Genomic DNA, 20,823 nt, shown 5'->3' on the forward strand with positions numbered 1-20,823 from the left:
AAGCGTCATTGGCAAGCCGCGCCGTTCCAAACCGCTACTTGATCTGTCTGAGCTGTCGGACTATGGCGCCTAGCAAACATCCCTTCCATCAACGCATTTACGTACCCGCAGCAAACTCCGCCCGGTGCTGGAAGTAATAGTCTTCGTAGCGGCTTTGCAGCAGCGATAACGACAGCAACGTAGCGACGCGGTTTTCTACCGCAGGTTCATGACAAAGCGCAGGCATGCTTTGAACCAGGCAGGCGAAGCTGCCGGTGAGCGTCGCGGTAGCCACGTCATGCTGTGCAGCAAGTTGCTGAGTCAGGTGTAGCTGCAAGTCCTCGATATCCGGTGTCAGTCGATTGATCGTGCGTTGCGCAGTGGCGAAGAAGTTACGCACCGGGCTGATCAACTGTTCCAGTTCTACCTGCCAATAATGCAGCCACCATTGTTCCAATGGATGTCCCGTCGCAAGGCAGGGCACGGTCCAGTTTTTGAGCGTTGCAATGTCGCATGCCAATTGCCGAAGCCAGGACTTCAGCACCTTTTCGCGAAGCTCGGCGGGCTTCAAACCCATCAGCCGGTACATGTTCATGCCCTCCACGAACTCTTCACGGACGCGTGCCCTGTCGAGCAGATTTTTGCCGCGCTCCAGCAGTTGAGCGGATTCGAGTAACTGTGGGCTTATATCCCAATCGGCGGGCCAGCGTTTGAGGGCTGCCGCCCATGGGTTGGTATTGACGGGGGTTGTCGCGTGTTTGAGCGGTGCGAGCAAGCAGTCCCAGAATCGATCGCGAAAGCGATGCAGATCGCGGGTGGGCAGGTCCTGAAAGTCCACGCAAAAAACATCCAGTTTCAGCGTGTTGGCTTCACCATCAAGCTCACTCCATATCCGATAGGCAAGATCCTGCGCACGCTGTTTAAGGTGCGCGGCATCCTTGTCCGGGCAGGCGGTAATGACCATCAACAGCTTGGCCTGATCAAAAAAGTCGGCATCGACCAGGGCCGACATGAAATCACGCAAGTGATCGGCATTGGTTGCGCCATCGAGCCGGGCGGCCTGACAAACGTAGATCACGGCCAGGTTGTGGTAACCGGTCATCAGTGACGCAGCGCTCAGTTCCGCGATCTCGTCATCACCCGAGTTCCAGCCGGGCGTGTCGATCAGGAACAGGCGCTTGGGGCTCTTGTCGGCGCTGTAGCCGTCGCCATCAGGCAGAATCAGTCGTGGTTCATTGATCGTCAGGCGCAACCGGTGCTGCATCGGGTCCAGGTGAGCAAGTTCATGGCGTTCGGGAAAGTGCGCAAATGCTTCCAGGGTTTCGGCCGATGAGTAGTCATGCTCACGTTGAATCAAGGTCAGGGCTGGCGAGTCGCCGTAGGTGATTTCCAGTGGCAAACGAGTCTGACGTTCGAGCGAGCTGACCGGAAACAGTGCCGGCGGGATCTGATCGCCGAACAACTCTGCGAGCAGGCGCGTCTTGCCCGCGGAAAACTCACCAACGAACCTGGCGGTGAGGAATCCGTCTTGCGGTTGGATCTGCGTCATCATGTTTGCGCTGAAGGACAGCAGGTGCTGCTGCACCGCCAGCGAGCGGGTGAAGCCGGTGTTTCGAGGCACTGCATTGGGAGTCATGGCATTCATACGCAGGATGGTTCAGATAGCACGCCGATCAATTGCTCAGCGTTCCAGACGATGCGTTCGGCCGCATCTTGCCAACCCAGGCGGCTCAGGGTGGCCAATTGTTCGGTATCCAGGCATTGCGTCACGAAGTCGAGCAGACGGCCGCGCAGCGTGCTGTCAGCCAGCGCGCCCTGTTTCCACTCATCGCCCGCTTGCACCAAAGCGATGAGGTTCGACAGCCCGGCCTGGCATGCCTGGTACGCCGCGCTGTTATCCGATAACAGCAACGGTACCAGCAACAGGTGGTGGTTCTTCGGACCCCACAATTGCGGATCACGCCACAGGTCATCGTGCTGCACCGCCGATACGGTTTGGTAAATCAACTGCTCGGCTTCGCTGGCAACGGTGACTGACACGCTCGCCCCAATACGTTGCACGGCTTGCCAGAACATCGGTTGGGCCCGAAGCAGGTTCTGTCGGCAGACGGCCAGGCCTTCATCGAGCGCATCATCAAGGATGCGTGCATAGAGATGAATACGAGCGCAGTCGAGCAGCAACTGTGCTGTGCGTTCACTCACGGGCCCCTCGAGCCAGGGTTCGGCCAGCACGGCGAGAAAAACCGGGGCGTGTTCGGCCACAGCCTTCAGCCGCTGTCCTGCATGGCGGGCAGCGGAGTGGCTGTCTGGCAGATGAATGCGCCTGATGTCTTCGAACAGCTGTTGTTCAAGACTGCTGACTATGTCTTGCATTGGCCTTCTCTGGTTGTCGCCCTGATGGCTCAAGGCAGGCGGCATGCGTTGCTTTCCGACGGTTTTCACTCAAGTGTCCTGAACGTGCTTGAGCAAATGGCTCAGGTACGGGGGAAACAGGTTGGATGTAGCGGGTTTGTTTTTTTTCTCGCGCAACTTTGGCTTCTCGCTTTGCAGTTGCAGCAGTTGCGCTTGCATCGTAGCGATGTCCGCAACGGTTTTGACGTGTACCGCCGTTGTCGCCAGTTGCCTGCAGGCTGGCCTGATGCTCCTGCCAGACAAGGTTGTGCAGCGCCAGGCAACGGGCCAGGACGTTCTCCTCGGTCGCTGAGGCACCGCGTTGTTCGTCCTTGCAGCGGCTGGCCAACCGATCCCAAAGAAGCAGCAGTTGATCCCATTGCGAGGCCATGGCAATCAGCCGAACCAACTGGCGTTCGACAGGTTCGTCAACGCTCAGCCAAGCCTGCTTGAGCGCCGGGTCTGTACTGATCCAGTCGAGCAGTTCGCGCTCCGGGCCGAACGCCTGATGCTCAACCACAGCGAGGGGGGGCGAGGGTGACGGGGCGCAGAGTTGGCGGACCGCCTGCTGCACATGATCGTCAGACTCCAGCAGGGCCAACAGGGTTGAGCGAACCGTGCCTTGCAGGAGCGGCGTCGGGAGCCGTGGCGTGTCCTCGTTCATACCGAAGGCTCCAGCAACGACTGCATGGAACGGCGCACCGTCAGTGGGTAGGGCATCTGGTGACAGAACGCGATGACGCTGGCCCGGGCTTCCCCGGACAGTTGAAGGAAGCGCTGTTTCATGGACATCACCAGCCAACCGTCCGGTTCGGTGTAAGGCGAAGGAATCGCAGGGATCTGGCTGCTGCCGGCAAGCATGGCCAACTCGTCAGGGCGCACGGTGTTCCAGAAGTTGTGATAGATGATGGGTAAGTAAAGGGTCAGCAAGTCCATGCTGGCGGTGGCGCCTTTCTTCACTTGTTCGCGTAGATGCTTGTTTTCCCGACGCAACTGATGCAGCTCGTTGAGGCCGATGCGCTGTTCCAGGGCCTGGGTGCGTTCCGCCAGTAAATCGAGATAGCGAAACACCACGGTGGTCTCGGTGAACGAGCCGAGAAATTGCTCCAGCGGCTCCGACGGGCCAGGGTCGAGCGCTTGCCTGGTTGATGAGTGGGTGACTGAGCTGGCTGATGGGTTGGCAGAGGTCATTCAAAGTTGTTCTCGGGAATATTCGCAAAGCACCCGCTTCGCCGTTCATGCGATGCGGGCGCGCTGGTTCAGTGCAGCGTTTCCAGGGTGCGTTCAAGGGCTTGCGCCTGATCGCGCAAACGAATCAGTGAGGCCTGTTTATCCTGCGCGCTGGCCTGGGTCTGGGCATTGAGCAGATCGATGTCTTGCAAACGCTCGTTGAGCAGCGCCTGTACTCGATCCTCCCAATAACTTCGAACCTGATGGTGCAAAAGCTCGTCCATGGCCGAGGCCTGGCGGTCGAAACTTTGCAGCCACTGCGTCCTGGCCTTTTCCGAACTCCGGCGCAACTGGTCCATGCGTGCCTGCTGCAATTGCTGCAGGGCCTGTCGGTGTTGTTGTTCGGCTTGCAGCTTGAGGCGCTCCAGTTCGCTGTGTAACCGCGTCTGTTCTTTCTGGCTCTGCTCCAGCGCCCACCCGGTCAGCTGGCGTTCGTTGGCGATATCTTCATTGCGTGCCAAGGCTCGGCGCAGGGTTTGGCGCTGCTGCTCCAGATCCGCTATTGCCGCTTCGCGCTCGGCCATGGCATGAGGGTCCACCACCTGAACTTCGGCTGGGCCACCCAAGGCATTGCCAACGCGCTCGCCCCAGTAGCCCAGCGACAGCATTTCCAGCCCGCCGAGTTTGTCCATGACCGGTTGCGGGACGCCCTTGACGGTCGATTGGCCCTGTTGCACACCTTTGACGACCTTTACGGTGGTACTGATGGTCTTGGCCAGCTTCCCGGTGTTGACCGCGATCCTGGCGACCTTGGCCCCTTTGCCGACCAGCGCCGCAATCTTTGCTCCGGCCGCTGCCGGATTGACGAACATCAAGCCAATGTCCGCAACTTCTCCCACCAACCTGCCAAAGAAGGCGCCGTTGAAATTGCCTGTCGGTTGCAAGGTCATCGGCAGCGGTTGGGTGGCCAGGGTTTCCTGTTGCCAGGTCAGCGCTTGCAGGCTCTGCGCATACTCGTCCATGTCCTGGACTTGCAAAGATGTCTGTTTTTGGGCTATCGCTTGCTGTGCGTCCTGTTGCTCGTTCAACGCCTGTTGCAGCTGAGTCAGGCGACCGATATCGATGAAATCTTCGGCGGATACCGTTTCCGGAGCGGGCAAGCGCAGGTTGAATTCGACGACCTCGGCCGCGGGCAGTTCGAGCGTGCCATAGTGCTGTGAAAGCTCGCTGAACTGGCTGGCGATGTTTCGCACGGCGCCATCCAGCTGCTGGCTGCCTTGTTGGCCAAAGCAATCCCAGTCGGTTTCTTCGGTCAGGACGCCCACCTTTTCATCGAGTTGCTGGGCAAGGCTCTGACGTTGTTGGCGCACGCTGGCGGTGGCCTGCTGACTGAGACGGGCACGATCTGCTTGCTGGTCGCCATACAAGCCGGACTTGAATTCGGCCAGTCGCTGCTTTCGCTCGATCAGTTCTTGGTGCAGGGCCTGTGCCTGTTGTTCCGAGTCGACCTGACAAGCGCGTTGCTGTTCGGCATTGTGCCCAAGCGCATTCTGCAGGACTGGACGCAGCTCCGCCTGAAAACGACGCAGTCGGATGCTGTTCAGATCCTCACGCGCACGCTCGACGAACTCAAGAATGTCTTCGCGCCCCAAGCCTTCGCGATGGCTGGCCGCCAAGCGCACACGCAAGCCGGTTGCACGCTCGATCTGCTGGGTCCACTGCTCCAGCGAAGGCGCTTTTTCACCGCGCGAAACAGCCGCCTCGACTTCATCCCAGTGGGTAACGAGTACTTTCACCCGCTTGCCGGACTGCTGGACGATTTTCAGCGTGTCCATGTCGGCGGCGGAGGGGCCACGGGGGCTCAACAAATAGAGCACCGCGTCGGCCTGGCGAACCTGAGACAAGGTGTATTCGCGATGGTTGGAAGAAGTGCTGCCCAGTCCGGGCAAGTCGATGATCGACACGCCCTTCAGCCACGCTTGAGGAAGTTCCAGTACCGCGCACGCGGCTCCCTGCGGAGCGTGCGTAGTGACGTGGGTAAACTGTGCTTCATCCAGTGGTAATTGACTGCCGTCCTGACCGATCAACGACATGCCCCGGTCGGCGGCATATTCGATAAAGGTGGGCAGGGCGGTGGTTTCTTCGAGCGCGGTCTGCAGCAAGCGCTCTTGCAGCAGCATGTTCAACAGGCTGCTCTTGCCGACAGAAAAGCTTCCCAGCAGCACCAGGCGCAAAGGGGTATCGGCGTGCAGGACTTCCGCGGCCAGGGCTTCTACCGGCTCATGCCAGTCCGTCGGCAGGCTGGACAGGAGTTCGCACAGGAACGCATTGGGCTGTGACATGGTTGCTCCTTCAGGCTTTCAACGCGTTGTGGGTGAGGGTCAACAGGTCGTCGACCTCTTTACTGGCGTGTTCCAGTCGTGCCCTGCGCTGGGCAACATCGAGCTTGCCCTGTTCCAGCAGTGAATGGATTTCCCGGCGTTTTTCCAGCTTGGCGTTCAGAGGCTCGAGATATTGCTCTTTCACGCAGTCCTGCAAGGCCTGCAGTTGATCCGCGAAGACTTTATGAACGGCGTCCTTCACGTGGTTTTGCAGGTGACGAATGCGCTGCTCCAGCTGGCCTGCGGTATTTTTGATCAGGCGCTGGGTCGTTTCCTTGACCAACTCGCCCTCGGCAGCGTGCGACTGTTGTTCGATCTGAGCCTTCTTTTTCTCGAACGTGGACACTTCGCGCTCGTACTTCTTCTGGGCTTTTTCCAGTGTCATGCGCATGCCGGTCTTGCGCTCTTCCTCGCCGATAATCTGCTCCAGACGCAACTCTTTGTCCGCCAGCGAGGCTTGCAGCTTGTCCCGCTCCTCTTTCCATGCCTGCACGTTACTGTTGTCAGAGAAGGCCACGTCGCCATAGGTGTCGTCGCTGTACATGCCACCTTTCTTCACGACTTCGCGGCGCGAAGACATTTTCGGACCGGGTTGTCCGCCCAGGTTATCGTGCATGCGCTCTGCGCGAGACAGCGACTGGCGCGCCATCTCCAGCTGAGCCCCGTTGGCCATGTGCTTCGACAGGTCGCTTTCGATGCTGTCGATCTGTTCATGACGGGCAGCAATTTCCTGCTCCAGGGCCATTGCTTGTTGGTGATGCTCTTCGATCGCACTGAAATCGAGGGTGAATTGGGTGTCGAGCGATGGCATCTGCACATCCATCTTGCTCATTTCGCCTCTGATACGGCCCGCGTGCTTTTCCATCTGCGTGCTGTAATCGACGCTCAGCCCGTCGAGCGCCTTGGCCAGTTCCTGCTTCTGCTGATTCCAGACATCGCCCACCTGAACGGAGATGGAGAGGAACTGCTCGTGCAAATCGTCGGGCAGGGTCACGCTTTTGACCCGCTTTTTGATTTGCCGCTCGACATAACCCGCATTCACCTGGTTTTCGATATCGGCCTTGAGTTCGACCAGCGGGGTAATCAATTCACGCTGGATTTTATCGACCAGTGTGTGAGCCGCGCGCTGATGCTCTTCACGGGAGTCGCGTGCGACAGCATCGGCTTCCTGCTCGAGCAGCGTGGTTTCCAGATCGAATTGGACAAGCTCACGTGCCCGCTCCTCAAGTGTCTTGTCCGATTCCAGTTGTTGCAGCTCGTCTTGCAGCGTCTCCGCCAGCTGGAGCTGGATGTGGGACAGTTGCTGCATTGGCTTGCTGTAGATTTGTTCCAGCGCTTCACCGCTGGAAAACATTTCAGCGATACGCCGCGACAATTGTTCGATGCCCGACTGAGCCTGCTTTTGCGGGTCGCTATCCATGGCCCAGTGGGCGCTGACTGGAATCAGATGGTTCCTGTCGGTCAACAGCTTGTATTCATCGTCATCTTTCAGGTGCCGGCGGAAATTGTGCCGCACAACGTCGAGCTTCTCCTGGATGCGCTGCTCTACGGGCACGCGGCGCTCACGGGCGTCGTCAGGTGCCAGCACCTTGTCCCACCAGCCAATCACCGTGACAAATTTGCGAAAGTTGCTGCGCAACGTTTCGGTCAGGAAATCCCATTCCGTTGCGGCGCCACCGAGCTGCGTGGTGTTCTGAACCCATAAGGCGATATGCGCTTCAGCAATGGCTTTGCGGGTGATGGCCTCGTGGTGCTTGATCACCGTTTCCAGACCGGGCGTGTCCACCAGTACCAGCCCCTTTTCGAGCAAGGGGTGATCCATGAATGCTTCGATGTAATCGAGGGTCTGCCGAACATCGGCATGACTTTCATCCAGTTCTGTGCCCCAGCGTTCAAGTGCCAGATCATCATTCCAGGGTACTTCTTGCACCGGTCTTCCATCCTGGAAGTGGATACGAATGAATCGCTCGGTGCGATCGGCAGGCAGCATGCGTACAAAGGTGTTAATGGCAGTGGTGGCTTCCAGGGCGGTCGGCAGCAGCTCAATCCCGAGCAGTGCGTTCACAAGACTCGACTTGCCCCGTGAAAATTCACCCAGCACGACCAGGCGAATGGCATCGGCATTCAATGCATCCAGCAACTCGGGAAAACGGGCATGCGAGGTTCGCAGTTTGGCGCTTCCGAATTCATCGAACAGGCTCTGGGTACGGCTGAGGAACTCCTTGGCGACGTTGATTTTCTGCTGCCGTTGTTCGAGGCCTTGAGTCAGGATGTTGGTCATTGATGGGTATCTTTCTCTGAGGGTCTGACGGCTGATGCTGGCGCCGATCGGTAATGAGGTTTCAGCGAGTGGGTCGCACTGCACTGTCCGCAGGATTCAGCTTCCCGAATGTCACGTGTGAGAGGTGCTTCCCAGCAGCCAGTGCTGTCATTCGTCTAGAAATGGCTTGGATCCAAGGCCGTCAATTTATGGCCTTTTGATATCGATTGTCTATGGCCATCCTTGCGTCTACGCAGCGAGTGCCCCGATCCTGCGCGATCAGCTAGACGTCCCGCTCATCTGCCTTATATTGGTGGTACGTGTTCCCGCGTCCCGGCGACGGGTTCACCATCGAAAGTGTCTTACGGACAGGGTGCGCGTGATGCTTGATGCCTATGAGGATTGGTCCCGATGGCTGGACACCGCCCGACGGAAACTGTTGCCGGGCGACATGCTGGTGCTGGCCGAAGAAGCACCGACGGTTGCATTGCGGATCGAAGCGAAAAGCGCTGCCGGGGAGGCTCTGCTGAAGTTCGGCCAGTGGGATTTTGCACGCGAGCAATTTGACGCGGTACTGGCGCTCGATCCGGACAACCGGTTTGCCCGCGAGAAGAAAGCCCTGTGTCTTGCTCGCCCGGATCGCAAGGTGGTCGAGCAGGAAACAACCCTCGGCGAGTCAGCCTTTGAACCCCGCCAAGTGTTCCTTTTCAGTGGCCACATGATCGACACAGCCGATCGCGCGGTGCCTCGCTTTCCCGCAGACAAGGAAGCTATTGCCGCCGCGAGTATTGCAGCAGCGCTTGATCGTTTTGGGGGAGGCCCCGGCGACCTCGCGTTGGCTCAAGGTGCCAATGGCGGGGATCTGTTGTTTCTCGAAGCATGCCAACAGCGCGGGATTCGCCTGCAACTCATGCTGCCACTGCCCGAACCCGAGTTTATCGAGCGTTCCCTATTGCCTTCCTGCGGGGGAGAGCAGTGGCGTGATCGCTATTGTGAACTCAAGCGCCACCTGCACACGGCACCGCGCATCATGCCGGACGAACTTGGCTTGCCACCTGAATCCAGCCCCGAAAAAGTAGCAGACCCTTTTGAGCGCTGTAATCTCTGGCTGCTGTTCAGTGCGCTGGCGTGGGGGGGCAGCAAGGTGAGGTTCATTTGCCTGTGGAATGGCAGTGGCGGTGACGGGCCGGGCGGCACCTCCCACATGTACGAGGAAATGAAACGCCGGACGGGGCGAGTGGCCTGGCTGGATACCCGGGATCTCTGGTAGGGGCGCAGGGGCTTGCGACGATTATTTGGGCCGCGTCACTATCGGCTCTAGACCGAACCACAGCTCATAGTGCTCGGGGCGAGTGCCCGGGGCGTGTTCATAAATGCGGCTCAGATCTTCAAGCGTCACAGAAGGGGTTTCCAAACTTTCATTGATGACTTTGACCAAGGCGTATCCGTTCGCGGCGCATTCCCTGGCGCGAAAACAACGCAGTACCGAGCGCGGAGGAAAAATTTCTGAAAGCATGATCTTGGGAACGACTAAGTCATAGTCAAACGCCTGGCTCGCCTCGAGTAAGAAACCGAGCTGTTCAGCGCTTCTGCGCTGGGTTTCATGGGCAATATGCACATAGATGCGCGGCGCCAGGCTGATGGTTTCCAGCTGCCTGGCCTGGACATTGAGCTGGGTATCAAACTTGGTCAATTTTGCGGATAACTCATCGCTGGATGTTTTTTGAGGCGAGGCCAGCTCGGTGGCGATGGCGTCCCGAGCTTCACGTATCACGTTGATGGTCTCCTGTTGTGAAAAGGATATGACCTCCTTCTCCTCGCCAACCTTGTTGCCTTGTACGAAAAGCCACAGTGCCCACGCGCTCAAACCCAGGAGAATCACCACTAAGCTGCCCGCTCTGCGGATCAATTTCATTCTGCGCGTGTGATTACGCGCCTTGATGCTCGCCTTTAATAACGCCTGCACCCGATCCCAGTCACCACCGTAGCGTTTCGCCCATTCGCGGTTGTATTTAAGTATCCATCGCTCCCGGTCAGTCGTTACCGCCGCGCCCAGCACATTGTCGGCGTCCTGCTCGAAACTGTCGGCCTGTACCAGTAATGCGCGCCAGACAAGCCCGCTCCGGAACTCGCGTTTCAGCCAGCCCTGTTGCGGGTCGTCGATCTTTTGCCAGCAGCGAATCAGCGCCTCATGACTGATATCGATCAATGTTCCTGCTTCAAGTGGAACCTGCCCATGAGGCTTGAGAAATGAAACACCGTCGATGCGAAACAGGTCGAGCACCCGGCGTACGTCAGATTCCTCACCCCCCGTTACTGCTATCAAGTCAGCAAAGGTCAGCGGCCGCCGAATGGCTTGGCCCTCGGCATTGATATCGGTCAGCGCCCGAAAAATCGCTTCGACCAGCTGGCTGCCATTGGGCAGGGTCGCTTGCGCCTGTTCGAGAATTTCATCGGCATGGGCCGACAACAAGCCGGCCAGCCCACTGGTGTGCTGATATTGCTCCATGCCCAGGCGCCAGGTCGTATCGGTCTGCGCCTGTTGCCCGGTCTTGGCCACGTGCTGCTCGAACAGCAGCATCAACCCATGCTGAATCAGCGGCAGTTGATCTTGCCCACCGCCGGAATCGACGATCAGACGCTCGGCGAGGGGCAGGCTGATCTCGCCATCGAACAACCTGGCGGGTTCGCAAATCGCCCTCAACAAATCGCTGTGATCCATCCTCGGCAGCAAGTATTGCGTTGCATTGACTGCTTCGGCGAAGCCTTTGTAGTGCGCACAGGACCCGAGAAACTCAGAGCGCATCGTCAGCACCACGTACAACCCGGGGGGCGGGTTTTGCTGCAGCGCGATCAGAAATTGAGTGAGTAACTGGGCTTCCTCGGGACCGTTTTTGCGTGCGTGTTCGAAGAGTTCTTCAAATTGATCGATCAGGATGCACACGTGATCACCGGCGCGCTGGCACATCAGGCGCGCGAGTTCTTTGGGGGCGTCCGCACCGAAATTAAGCACCCGGCGAAGAGTGATCACTCGCTCATCGTCGTCAGCGCGCCCGTCTACGCTTGCCAGCGCCTCGGCGATGTTCAGCAGCGGCCCGCCCCTGGGCATTGCGGTGCAGGTTCGCCAGCGCAATCCCGCTCGGGCGCTTTCCTGTTCCAGGCGTGGCAAAACCGCCGCTCTGATCAGCGAACTCTTGCCGCAGCCAGAATCGCCATGCACCACCAGCAATCTTTTGGAGATCAGTTCGCTGACGATCGCATCGGCCATCCGTTCGCGGCCGAAAAAGATCGGCCATTCGTTTTTTTCGAAGGGACGCAGGCCGGGGTAGGGGCGAGGTGGAAGGATGACAGTGAAGATTTTCTCCAGCGTATCGGCTTGCTCGGTGCTCATGGCTGGCCACCTGTCAGAGGACTCTTGTCCTGCAGCCATTGCGGGATTTGCGACGTCCAGTTGTCCTTGGTCCCGTCGATCCAGTCGGCTTGCACATGACGGGCGGACGCCTGGCGCATCGGCGTGATGATTGCCGTGCCAACAGTGTTGAGCAACGCACACGGAAGCGGGCGACTGGAGCGTGACCGCGCGGATTGTCGATCATGCTTGCCGATCACCACTAGATCGGCATCCAGAGCCCGATCATTGGCAGTGCCCAGCAATAAAAGCGCGTCGCAGTCGCTCAGTATTTCTACCCGTCGTTCACGGGTTTCCTGAATTTTTTGTGGATTGTCCTCAACCTCATCCGGGCTGCCTGGCAATACACAAAAACCCTTGTCCGCCAAGGCGAGGCCTGCCTTTTCCCAAGCCTGAGCCTGGTCAGCGCGGCCATGCAGATAGAGGGTTTGCCCGCCGGGTTGGTGCAAGTGGTCGATGGCTGCCACGGTACGACCACGCTCTTCAAGTCGAACTTTCAGAGCACTGAGTTTCGCTATCAGTTGCGCCACGATGCCAAGTAACGCCTTGCGAAAAGTGGGGTTGGAAGAGAAAGGTTCGTCCGTCCAACCAAGTGGCCGGACGCTTCCACTGATCGAGGTATGGAATTCGAACCCTACTAAGTGTTCACCCCGCGAGTCGGAGAGGGGGGGCGGCCAGGCTGCCGTCGTTGGCCAGATTTTAACTACGGCGATGCGTTCATTGATGGCAAAGCCAAGTTTTTCTTGATGCTGGCACCACCAGTTACGTTCTTCGGTACACCAAGCGGATTCCAGATATTGATCCGACATCAGGATGACTAATAGCGCCGACTCGTTGATGTGTTCACGTAGCTGATCTGTAAGCGGTGACATCGGGTCGACGCCGTGACCAAGCCGCTCATCCTTGTCGAGGAATATCCTGAGCTCTTTGTACAACTGTTTTTCCAGTCGCAGCTCGCGCTCCAATGCCTCGACAAACACTGCGGACCAGGGTTGCAATAAACCCTTGCCCTTGCCGTCATCGCCGCCGTGGCTGTAACTGACAAACAAGTCGTGAGTAAAGGGAAGCCCTACATACGCCATATCAAACCCTCGGCGAGGGATCCGGACAGCGCGAGTATCGGATCGGCTACGGGTGCATTACTTTAATAAAGCACAGTTTCGGACAAGCACAAGTCGTAACTTATTCGTAAGTAAAAAACATCTGGCGCCGGCATCATGTCCCGTGGTTGCTGGGTGTAATTCGGGTCGTATGCGAGCGATGGGCGAATGATTAGTTATTTTATTTGAGGTGATGAAAGTGTTGACCAATTGCGATAAAAACAACGCCATATATAGCGTCTGCGCATTTATGCTGATGCGTAGGAAGCGTTCCCCGATCACTAAAATAATCAAGGCCAAGTTCTAATGTGTACAAGTAATGCAACACTTGACCTCAACCTATTACTACCCTGAAAGAGAGGCCGCTTCAGCGGGATCTCTTTCAAGTGAGGTCACATAGCAAGTCTGCACCGATTGGCCGTTACCGATGTACTCAGCGCGCGTACACGCAAGCCTGTACGAGTACGCTGTCCTGCCCACCCGCGATCAAATGCAGCGGCATGTGCGGTGGCTCATCAACGGTTGAAACTTCAAAACCACCCACCACTAGCGGTTGGCGTTCACCCAATTCAGTCGACTCTCCCGCCAGTTTTTTTGCCATTTTCGCGTGATTCGCTGCGATTTCACTGAGAGTTGACACGTTACGTCTCCGGTGACCGACCCAGCGCATTTGCTGGCGTCCATAAATATTGATGAGTGCTGGCTGCGTCAGAATTACGTCGTTCTCAGCTAGCTATGATCGCGTTTGCAATCCATGGGCCAGTCGCCGTCAATTTTTTGTAGTGCGAGCTTGCAAGCGACGAATGGCGCTCGGTTGCTCGCGTTGAATCGGGCGTAGACTGGCGGAGTCAATTGATCAGATGGAGGTGCATATGATCGCCGACCGAATGACCGCACAGACGTCCGAGGCCAAAGCCGTCTGGGATCAATACTTCTGCGCTGCCCTGATTGCGGAAAGCACCCTGACAGCGCCGGTAGTAGGAGGGGCCACTCATGAGGACAGGCAGAATCTGTTAATCGAACGAGCCAAGGCGCTCGCGGACAAGATGATGGATACCCGCCAGTAAAGGGAAACAAGAACATGTTCAATGCCTCGGCCCAACCTTTTCAGGTTGGGCTTTTTCATGCGCGTTTCAATTTGATGTGAACAACTGCCGTATCAGGTTCGGCGTACTCCCGGTCCAGCGCTTGAACGAGCGCCGAAAATTCGCCGCATCGTTAAAGCTCAAATACTCCGCCACGGCTTCGTTACTGAATCCTTTGATCTGGTACAGGTACAGCGCGACATGCTTGCGCACCAGGTCCACTTGTTGCTGAAAACCGGTGTCGTGTTTTTGCAGCTTGCGCTTGAGCGTGGCCGGACTCATGGCAAAGGCGTGAGCGGCCTGTTCAAGGCTCGGCGCCTGCCGCACATGGGTTTGCAGGTAGCGATACAGGCAATCGACGAAGCTTGAGGCGAAACCCAGTTGTTCGATCTGCGCCTGAGCTTCCTGTCGGGCCACCTGGCCGGCGGTGGCGGAGGCGGTGGGCCACGGCAGCGCGAGGTATTGCCGAGGGATGCGCATCATATCCAATGGACGCTTGAACCGGGTGTGCTCGCCCAGGTGCACCCAGTACTGCTCGACATAGCGCGGTTCGGCGTGGCTGAAACTGCATTCCCACGGCAGCCGCTGGCCGCTCATTGCCCGACTCATGGCCACCAGAGAGGTCATGCTCGCTTCCAGCAGGAAGCGCCATTGCTCGCCCGCACCGCAACTGTCCAGCCAGTAGAACCAGGCGTATTTTTCATCCAGCACCAGCCGCGGCGTCATCAGCGGGCTGAGCAGCGCTTGTTGTTGCACCAGGGTATCGAGCGCCTGATGCAGGTTTTGCGCATGGCGCAAGGCGTGGCTGGCCGGGCCGTAATGCCCCGGCAGCAAGCGCTGGCCGAACAGAAAACTGCTGTCGTCCGCGTCCAGCAAACGGCGGCTGTTGTGGATCAGGCTGAAAAATTGCTGCGGGCTGAGGCGAGTCTGCCCCGCCAGAATGTCTTCAAGGAACAGGCCGGTGCCGCGCAGCAGGCGATGGCTGTCGATGTCTCGGGACAAGGCCAGATCAATCAGGGTGGCCGGCTGGTAATGGCCGGGAATGAAACGGCTGTCGGCTTCGTACCAGGGGGTCTTCAGTGTCATGGGGGCGCCTCAGGCCGTTCTGGCCAAGGGCCGCTTGGCTCGCGCCAACGCCAGGTTAAGGCGTTTAAGCAGGGCATCCGGCGCCTCGTTCACCGCCATCACCACGGCGGTGCTGGCCGACAGGTGCACGCGCTCGCCATGCTGGCGGGTCCTGTGTGCCAGGCCTTGGACCGTCTGTTGCAACTCCAGCGCCAGCAGGCGTGCCTGGCTTTCCCCGGTGTTGGGCAGCAGCACCACAAAACGGTCACCGGCCAGTCGGCAGAGCAGGTCCTGGCGCCGCAGGTTGAGCAGCAGCAAATGACTGAGCGCCTGCAACACCGCGTCGCCCTCGGCATGCCCAAAGGCCTGATTGATCGCCGAGAAGTTATCGATGTCCAGCGCCAGCAATGACAGCGGCTGCTGTTGTCGCAGGCTCTCTTCAAGACTGTCGGTGAGTTGACGCTTGAGGTAGTCGGCACCGCCCAATGGCGTGAGTTTGTCGAACAGCCTGTGCTCGCGAAAGAGCTTCTCGCGCTTCTCCATTTGTGCGCTGATCGCCAGTTGCTCGCGATGCCAGTGATAAATGCCGACGGTCAGCAAGATCATGCCGACCGGCATCGGCCCGGATTCCAGCCAGTGGTCCCAGGTGATGCTGTCCGGCAGGCGGATGAATTCGTCGAGGCTGTCGATCCACCAGGAAAAAAAGATCGCGCTCAAGCCCAGCGCCAGGTAATTGGTCACGCGCCCGGCCGGGCGGCTCTTGAGCACCAGCCCCAGCCAGACCAGCGCCAGCAGCGCGGAACCGCCTTCGCCGAGGATGTCCAGCCAGACCCATTCACTGAGGCTTTTCAACTCGCCGCACGCCAGGTGCAACAGCAATCCGGCGTTCGCCGCTAACAGCAGCAGAGCGAGTTTCCAACGATGGGGTTTGAGCACGGAAAACATGGCCGGGATCCTTGGGCGAGTGGCAGTGGGCGTCAGCACAGCAGATGTTTGTGACAGTCGGGTGACGGGGGCGGGAGGTCGAATCAGCTCACGGCGCTACCGTATTTTTCTTACCTGTGATGCATTGTGGCGAGGGAGCTTGCTCCCGCTGGATTGCGCAGCGATCCCACCTCGGTTATCCAGCCAAGACCATGGCGGCCGCTACGCGACCGAGCGGGAGCAAGCTCCCTCGCCACAGGAGCCCCCGTCGCCACGGGTTAGCGGCCGGCTCAGGTCATTTGAGCTCATTAACCGAACTGAAACCCCGCAAAACCCCGGTTTCAAGCGCTCCCCGCCAACCCCTGTCACAGAACGGTCATCCCCCGACCCTAGCTTGCCCTCCCAGTTGCCGGGCCACTTGCCTGGCGTTTTCGGACTCTTGGGGAGGACCACCATGTATCAGCGCAGCCGCACTGCCGGGCTCGTCAGCTTTACGCTCAGCGCATTGGCCATCGCGATGGCCAGCGAACGTCTGAATGCCGCCGAAGCCACCGAACACGTCGAGGTCGTGGGGCAGGCCGCAAGCATCGACCAAGCGCTGAAGGAGCAACGCAATTCCGACAGCATCAAGAGCGTGGTGCATGCCGATGGCGTTGCTCAACTGCCGGACGAAAACGTCGCCGAAGCGGTGCAGCGCTTACCGGGGGTCAGCGTCGAGCGAGATCAGGGCGAAGGGCGGTTTGTCAGCGTGCGTGGCCTCGGGCCGGACCTCAACAGCGTGACCATCAACGGCACGCTGGTGCCGTCGCCGGAAAGCGAACGTCGCGCCGTCGCCCTCGACGTGTTGCCCTCGGAACTGGTGCAGTCGTTGTCGGTGATCAAGACCCTGACCCCGGACATGGACGCCAACTCCCTGGGCGGCACCGTCGATGTCAAAAGCCTCTCGGCGTTCGATCACAAGGGCCTGTTCTACACCGGCACCAGCGAAGCCAGCTACGACAAGAACACTCACCAGACCAGCCCGAAGTTTTCCGGTGCGGCCAGTAATCGCTTCAGCCTCGGCGACGGCATCGACAACTTCGGTGTCGCCGCCGCGCTCAGCTGGCAGAAGCGCGACTTCGGTTCGGACAACGTCGAAACCGGCGGCGCCTGGGATTTCCAGCAGGGCGCCAGACTTGAGGAGTTCGAGCAACGCGACTACGACATCAGCCGCGAACGCGCCGGCGGTGGTCTGAACTTCGACTATAAACCCGATGACCTCAGCAGCTACTACCTGCGCACCCTCTACAGCCGCTACAAAGACAGCGAAACGCGCAACGCGGCCGCCTTCGAATTCGCCGACCCACAGGCCGCCGGCGAGTTGGGTGACGCCGAAGGCGCGCGCAAACTGAAACGACGCGAAGAGACCCAGGAAATCCAGTCCTACGTGTTCGGCGGCGAGCGCATGATCGGCCTCTGGACCCTCAGCGGTCAGGCCGGTTACAGCCGCTCCAGCGAAGACAGTCCGGGCCATATCGCCAACGCTGCGTTCAACGGCATCGATGACTTCGCCGACAGCGGTTTCTATGACAAAGACAAACCACGGCCGATCGTGGGCCAAGGGTTTTACGACCCGGCCAATTTCAGCCTCGACAAGGTCGAGTGGGAAAAGCAGAACACCACTGATACCGAGAAGAACCTGCGCCTGGACCTGGCCCGGGATTACGACTTCAAAGGCTATGCGTCCCAAGTCAAATTCGGCGGCAAGGTCAGTCGGCGCAACAAGGACAACGACCTCGACGCCTGGGTCTACGAAGATTTCGACGACTTGGGTTTCAGCGATGATCAGCTCAACCTGACGCAATTTCGCAAAGGCAACGTCGACTACCGCCTCGGCGAGTTCGGACCGGGTATCAGTGGCAGCGCGATCAAGCAATTGATCGGCGGCCTGAATCAGGCGGACTTCTATGACGAGACCGAATCCCGGGTCAATGACTTCAAGATCAGCGAAGACATCAACGCCGGCTACCTGATGAACACGATCGATATCGACGATTGGCGCTTCATCGCCGGGATGCGCTACGAAGGCACCGAATTTGAAGCCAAGGGCACCGGCGCGACTGACGGCGCGTTCCAGTCCACCGAGACCAAACGTAAATATCACCACTGGTTGCCAGGGCTGCATGCGCGCTATCAACTGGACAAAAACACCCAGGTGCGAGCGGCCTGGACCAAATCCGTGGTGCGCCCGACCTTCGGCCAACTGGCGCCGGGGTTTGTGATCGACGATGACGAAGCGACCTTCGGCAACCCGGAACTCAAGCCGCTGGAGTCGAGCAACCTCGACCTCGGCATCGAGCACTTCATGGGCCGCGCCGGCACCGTTTCGGCGTTCGTGTTCTACAAGGACATCAAGAACTTCGTCTACAACACCGACCTCGCCGGCACCGGCGCCTGGGTCGATTTCGCCGAGGCGCACACCTTCGCCAACGGCGACAGCGCCAAACTCTACGGCCTCGAACTGGCCTACTCGCAGAAATTCGACTGGCTGCCGGCGCCGTGGAACGGTCTGCTGATTGGCGCCAACACCACGTTCAGTCGTTCGGATGCCGAGATCAAAGGCTTCGACGCTGCCAGTGGCGTCATCCGCAAACGCAGCATCGATTTGCCCAACCAGTCCGACACGGTCGGCAACCTGATGCTCGGTTGGGAGGACGACAAACTGAGCCTGCGCCTGTCGGCCAACTACAAGTCGGATTACCTCTACGAGCTGGCTTCGATCAACGACAAGGCCCATGACCTGCACGTCGATGCCCAGACCTTTGTCGACTTCAGCGCCCGTTACTCGCTGACCAAAAACCTGCAGGTCAGCTTCGAGGCGCAGAACCTCACCGACGAACCGTATTTCGTCTACACCGGCCACCGTTCCTACAACGGCCAGTACGAAGAATACGGCCCGACCTACAAGCTTGGCCTGACCTTCACCCACTTCTAGCCGCGCATCAATTCTGTAGGCGCCGGCTTGCTGGCGAAGGCCAATCGCTCCCGAAGGAGCCGGCTTGCTGGCGAAGGCCGTTACACGATTCCAGGACAAAGGACTTTCATGAGTATTTCGTTTCCATCCAAACGTCACTGGCTAGCCGCAGTGATCAGCCTGACCGCCACCCAGTTAATGGCGGCCACCCCAAGCCTGACCCTGACACCCTGGGCCCCGAATCTGTCGGTCGATGCCGTGGCATTTCTCCCTGCCACCAATGAACGCCTCGCCGCCAGCGCCCGTGACGGCCTCCTGCTGCTCGATGCCCGAGGCCAGGAGCTGGCGCGTCTGAAAGGATCATTCAGCACCCTCGACAGCCGCGCCGCCGGCCAACAGGTGTTGGTTGCCAGCCTCGACAACAGCCGTCAGCAAGCGCTGCTGGTCAGCCTCGATCCAGGCAAACGCAGCTGGGGCCAACCGCTGTATCTGCCAACGCGGGATTACCCGGTCAACGGCCTGTGCCTGTACCGCGACGAAGCCAGCAATCTGTTCCTGTTTCTGGTGGGCGAGGAGGGCAAGGGCGAGCAGTGGCTGGTGGGCAACGGCGCGACGCTTAATCCACAGCCACAACGGGTGCGCGGTCTGCCGCTGCCACCTTCGGCAACGGATTGCCAGGTCGATGACGGCGCCAATCAGTTGGTGGTCAACGAAGAAAACGTCGGATGGTGGGCTTACCCGGCGCATCCCGAAGCCGATGTCACGCGCAGCCCGGTGGCCATGCGCGAACCGTTCGGCCAGATAAAAAAAACCGCTGGCGCCATGGCAGTGTTGCCCGGTGGTCTCGTTGCGCTGGACCCGAAAGCGGCGCAATTGCATCTCTATCAACAGCAGGGCGAACACTGGTCCGCTCAGGCAACTTTAGCGTTGCCGGGAGTGAAGGACGCGGAAAACCTCGCGCTGCGCACGACGGACAAAGGCCTGCAAATCCTGCTGCGCGATGACGACGATGGCCGTTTGTATCAGGGCGAGCTCGACTGGCAACCCACGCCAGTGCCCTTGGCGCCGGTACTGCCGAACGTAAAAGCACTCAGTCAGAGCGATCCGGTCGGTCGTCAGGGTGACGCCGCCGACGACCCGGCGATCTGGATTCACCCGCAGCAACCGGCGCGGAGTCGAGTGCTGGGCACCAATAAAAAGCAGGGCCTGCTGGCGTATGACCTGCACGGCAAGTTGCTGCAGGAACTGCCGGTCGGGCGCCTGAACAACGTCGACGTGCGACCGAATTTCAAACTCGGCCAACAGACCGTCGACCTTGCCGTCGCCAGCAACCGCGATCACAACAGCCTCAGCCTGTTCAGCATCGACCGTCTTAGCGGCGAGCTGCGCGAAGCGGGCGAAATCGCCACACCGCTCAAGGACATCTACGGCATCTGCCTGTTCCAGCCCGCGAGTGGCGAAATCTACGCCATTGCCAACGGCAAGGACGGCACCTTCTTGCAGTACCGCCTGAGCGCGCCGAACGGCGCGGTGCAGGGTGAGTTGGTGCGCCAGTTCAAAGTCGACAGCCAACCCGAAGGTTGCGTGGCCGACGACCAGCGCCAACGCCTGTTTCTCGGAGAAGAAGACGTCGGCGTGTGGGCCGTGGACGCCCGCGCCGAACAGCCGGCGACCTTGACCAGCGTGATCAAGGTCGGGCCGCAGCTGCAGGCTGATGTGGAAGGTCTGGCGCTGTATCAAAGCGCAGCGCACGACTATCTGGTGATCTCCAGCCAAGGCAACGACAGCTACCTGGTGCTGGACGCCGAACCACCGTTCGCCTCACGCGGTGCCTTTCGTGTTGGCTTGAACGCTGAGCTCGGCATTGACGGCGCGTCGGAAACCGATGGCCTGGACGTCACCTCGGTCAACCTCGGCGGGCCTTTGAGCAAAGGGATGCTGGTGGTGCAGGACGGCCGCAAGCGTATGCCCGAACAGACGCAGAATTTCAAATTCGTGCCATGGGCCGAGGTCACCAAGGCCCTGAAGCTGCCCTGATCCGGACCGGTCATCAACCTGTCATCGGACTTTCATCCAATAGCCCAACGGCGCTTAAAACAAGGAGTT

At 59.2% G+C, this 20,823-nt stretch carries 15 protein-coding genes; 4 read left to right on the plus strand and 11 right to left on the minus strand.

Annotated elements, in window-relative coordinates:
* Positions 1-97: 97 nt before the first annotated feature.
* From F8N62_RS01130 to F8N62_RS01155, 6 genes are all read right to left on the minus strand, one after another.
* A complete protein-coding gene (locus F8N62_RS01130; RefSeq protein ID WP_191632331.1) occupies positions 98-1,615 on the minus strand; it encodes a dynamin family protein in 1,518 nt (505 codons plus the stop codon).
* Between the two features lie 5 nt (positions 1,616-1,620).
* Positions 1,621-2,352 carry a hypothetical protein gene (locus F8N62_RS01135; RefSeq protein ID WP_150709219.1) on the minus strand — a complete coding sequence of 244 codons (732 nt, stop codon included), beginning with the start codon at positions 2,350-2,352 and terminating at the stop codon, positions 1,621-1,623.
* Positions 2,327-3,034, minus strand: a complete 708-nt coding sequence (locus F8N62_RS01140; protein WP_150709220.1) for a hypothetical protein — start codon at positions 3,032-3,034, stop codon at positions 2,327-2,329. The genes F8N62_RS01135 and F8N62_RS01140 overlap by 26 nt, the downstream gene beginning before the upstream one ends.
* Complete coding sequence (locus F8N62_RS01145; RefSeq protein ID WP_150709221.1) at positions 3,031-3,561, minus strand: hypothetical protein; 531 nt, start codon at positions 3,559-3,561, stop codon at positions 3,031-3,033. Before F8N62_RS01145 ends, F8N62_RS01140 begins: the two co-directional genes overlap by 4 nt.
* A 68-nt stretch (positions 3,562-3,629) precedes the next feature.
* Entirely contained in the window at positions 3,630-5,882 is a 2,253-nt protein-coding gene (locus F8N62_RS01150; protein WP_150709222.1) for a dynamin family protein, read from the minus strand.
* Between the two features lie 10 nt (positions 5,883-5,892).
* Positions 5,893-8,202, minus strand: a complete 2,310-nt coding sequence (locus F8N62_RS01155; protein ID WP_150709223.1) for a dynamin family protein — start codon at positions 8,200-8,202, stop codon at positions 5,893-5,895.
* 361 nt (positions 8,203-8,563) lie between these two features.
* Between F8N62_RS01155 and F8N62_RS01160 the strand changes: the two genes are divergently transcribed.
* The gene (locus tag F8N62_RS01160; RefSeq protein WP_224791322.1) at positions 8,564-9,451 is read left to right on the plus strand and encodes a hypothetical protein; all 888 of its coding nucleotides are present in this window, start codon (positions 8,564-8,566) and stop codon (positions 9,449-9,451) included.
* 21 nt (positions 9,452-9,472) lie between these two features.
* Here the strand turns inward: F8N62_RS01160 and F8N62_RS01165 are convergent, their stop codons facing one another.
* The 3 genes from F8N62_RS01165 to F8N62_RS01175 all read right to left on the minus strand — a co-directional run bounded on the left by F8N62_RS01165 (position 9,473) and on the right by F8N62_RS01175 (position 13,330).
* Positions 9,473-11,572, minus strand: a complete 2,100-nt coding sequence (locus tag F8N62_RS01165) for an ATP-binding protein (RefSeq protein WP_150709224.1) — start codon at positions 11,570-11,572, stop codon at positions 9,473-9,475.
* Positions 11,569-12,639, minus strand: a complete 1,071-nt coding sequence (locus F8N62_RS01170; RefSeq protein WP_224791323.1) for a toll/interleukin-1 receptor domain-containing protein — start codon at positions 12,637-12,639, stop codon at positions 11,569-11,571. Before F8N62_RS01170 ends, F8N62_RS01165 begins: the two co-directional genes overlap by 4 nt.
* A 484-nt stretch (positions 12,640-13,123) precedes the next feature.
* Entirely contained in the window at positions 13,124-13,330 is a 207-nt protein-coding gene (locus tag F8N62_RS01175; RefSeq protein WP_150709226.1) for a hypothetical protein, read from the minus strand.
* A gap of 232 nt (positions 13,331-13,562) precedes the next feature.
* Here F8N62_RS01175 and F8N62_RS01180 point away from each other — a divergent pair, with 232 nt between their 5' ends.
* Positions 13,563-13,757, plus strand: coding sequence for a hypothetical protein (locus F8N62_RS01180; RefSeq protein ID WP_150709227.1), 195 nt, complete (start codon positions 13,563-13,565; stop codon positions 13,755-13,757).
* A gap of 66 nt (positions 13,758-13,823) precedes the next feature.
* Here F8N62_RS01180 and F8N62_RS01185 read toward each other — a convergent pair whose 3' ends face one another.
* Together F8N62_RS01185 and F8N62_RS01190 are read right to left on the minus strand one after the other, a co-directional pair.
* Positions 13,824-14,861 (minus strand): AraC family transcriptional regulator, encoded by a 1,038-nt coding sequence (locus F8N62_RS01185; protein WP_150709228.1) that lies wholly within the window; start codon positions 14,859-14,861, stop codon positions 13,824-13,826.
* Between the two features lie 9 nt (positions 14,862-14,870).
* Complete coding sequence (locus F8N62_RS01190; RefSeq protein ID WP_150709229.1) at positions 14,871-15,785, minus strand: GGDEF domain-containing protein; 915 nt, start codon at positions 15,783-15,785, stop codon at positions 14,871-14,873.
* A 433-nt stretch (positions 15,786-16,218) separates the two neighbouring features.
* Between F8N62_RS01190 and F8N62_RS01195 the strand changes: the two genes are divergently transcribed.
* Entirely contained in the window at positions 16,219-18,738 is a 2,520-nt protein-coding gene (locus F8N62_RS01195; protein WP_150709230.1) for a TonB-dependent receptor, read from the plus strand.
* 108 nt (positions 18,739-18,846) lie between these two features.
* Entirely contained in the window at positions 18,847-20,754 is a 1,908-nt protein-coding gene (locus F8N62_RS01200; protein ID WP_150709231.1) for a phytase, read from the plus strand.
* The last annotated feature ends 69 nt before the right edge of the window (positions 20,755-20,823 follow it).

It is taken from the genome of Pseudomonas fluorescens, assembly GCF_902497785.1.
In the GTDB taxonomy this organism is placed as follows: domain Bacteria; phylum Pseudomonadota; class Gammaproteobacteria; order Pseudomonadales; family Pseudomonadaceae; genus Aquipseudomonas; species Aquipseudomonas fluorescens_BO.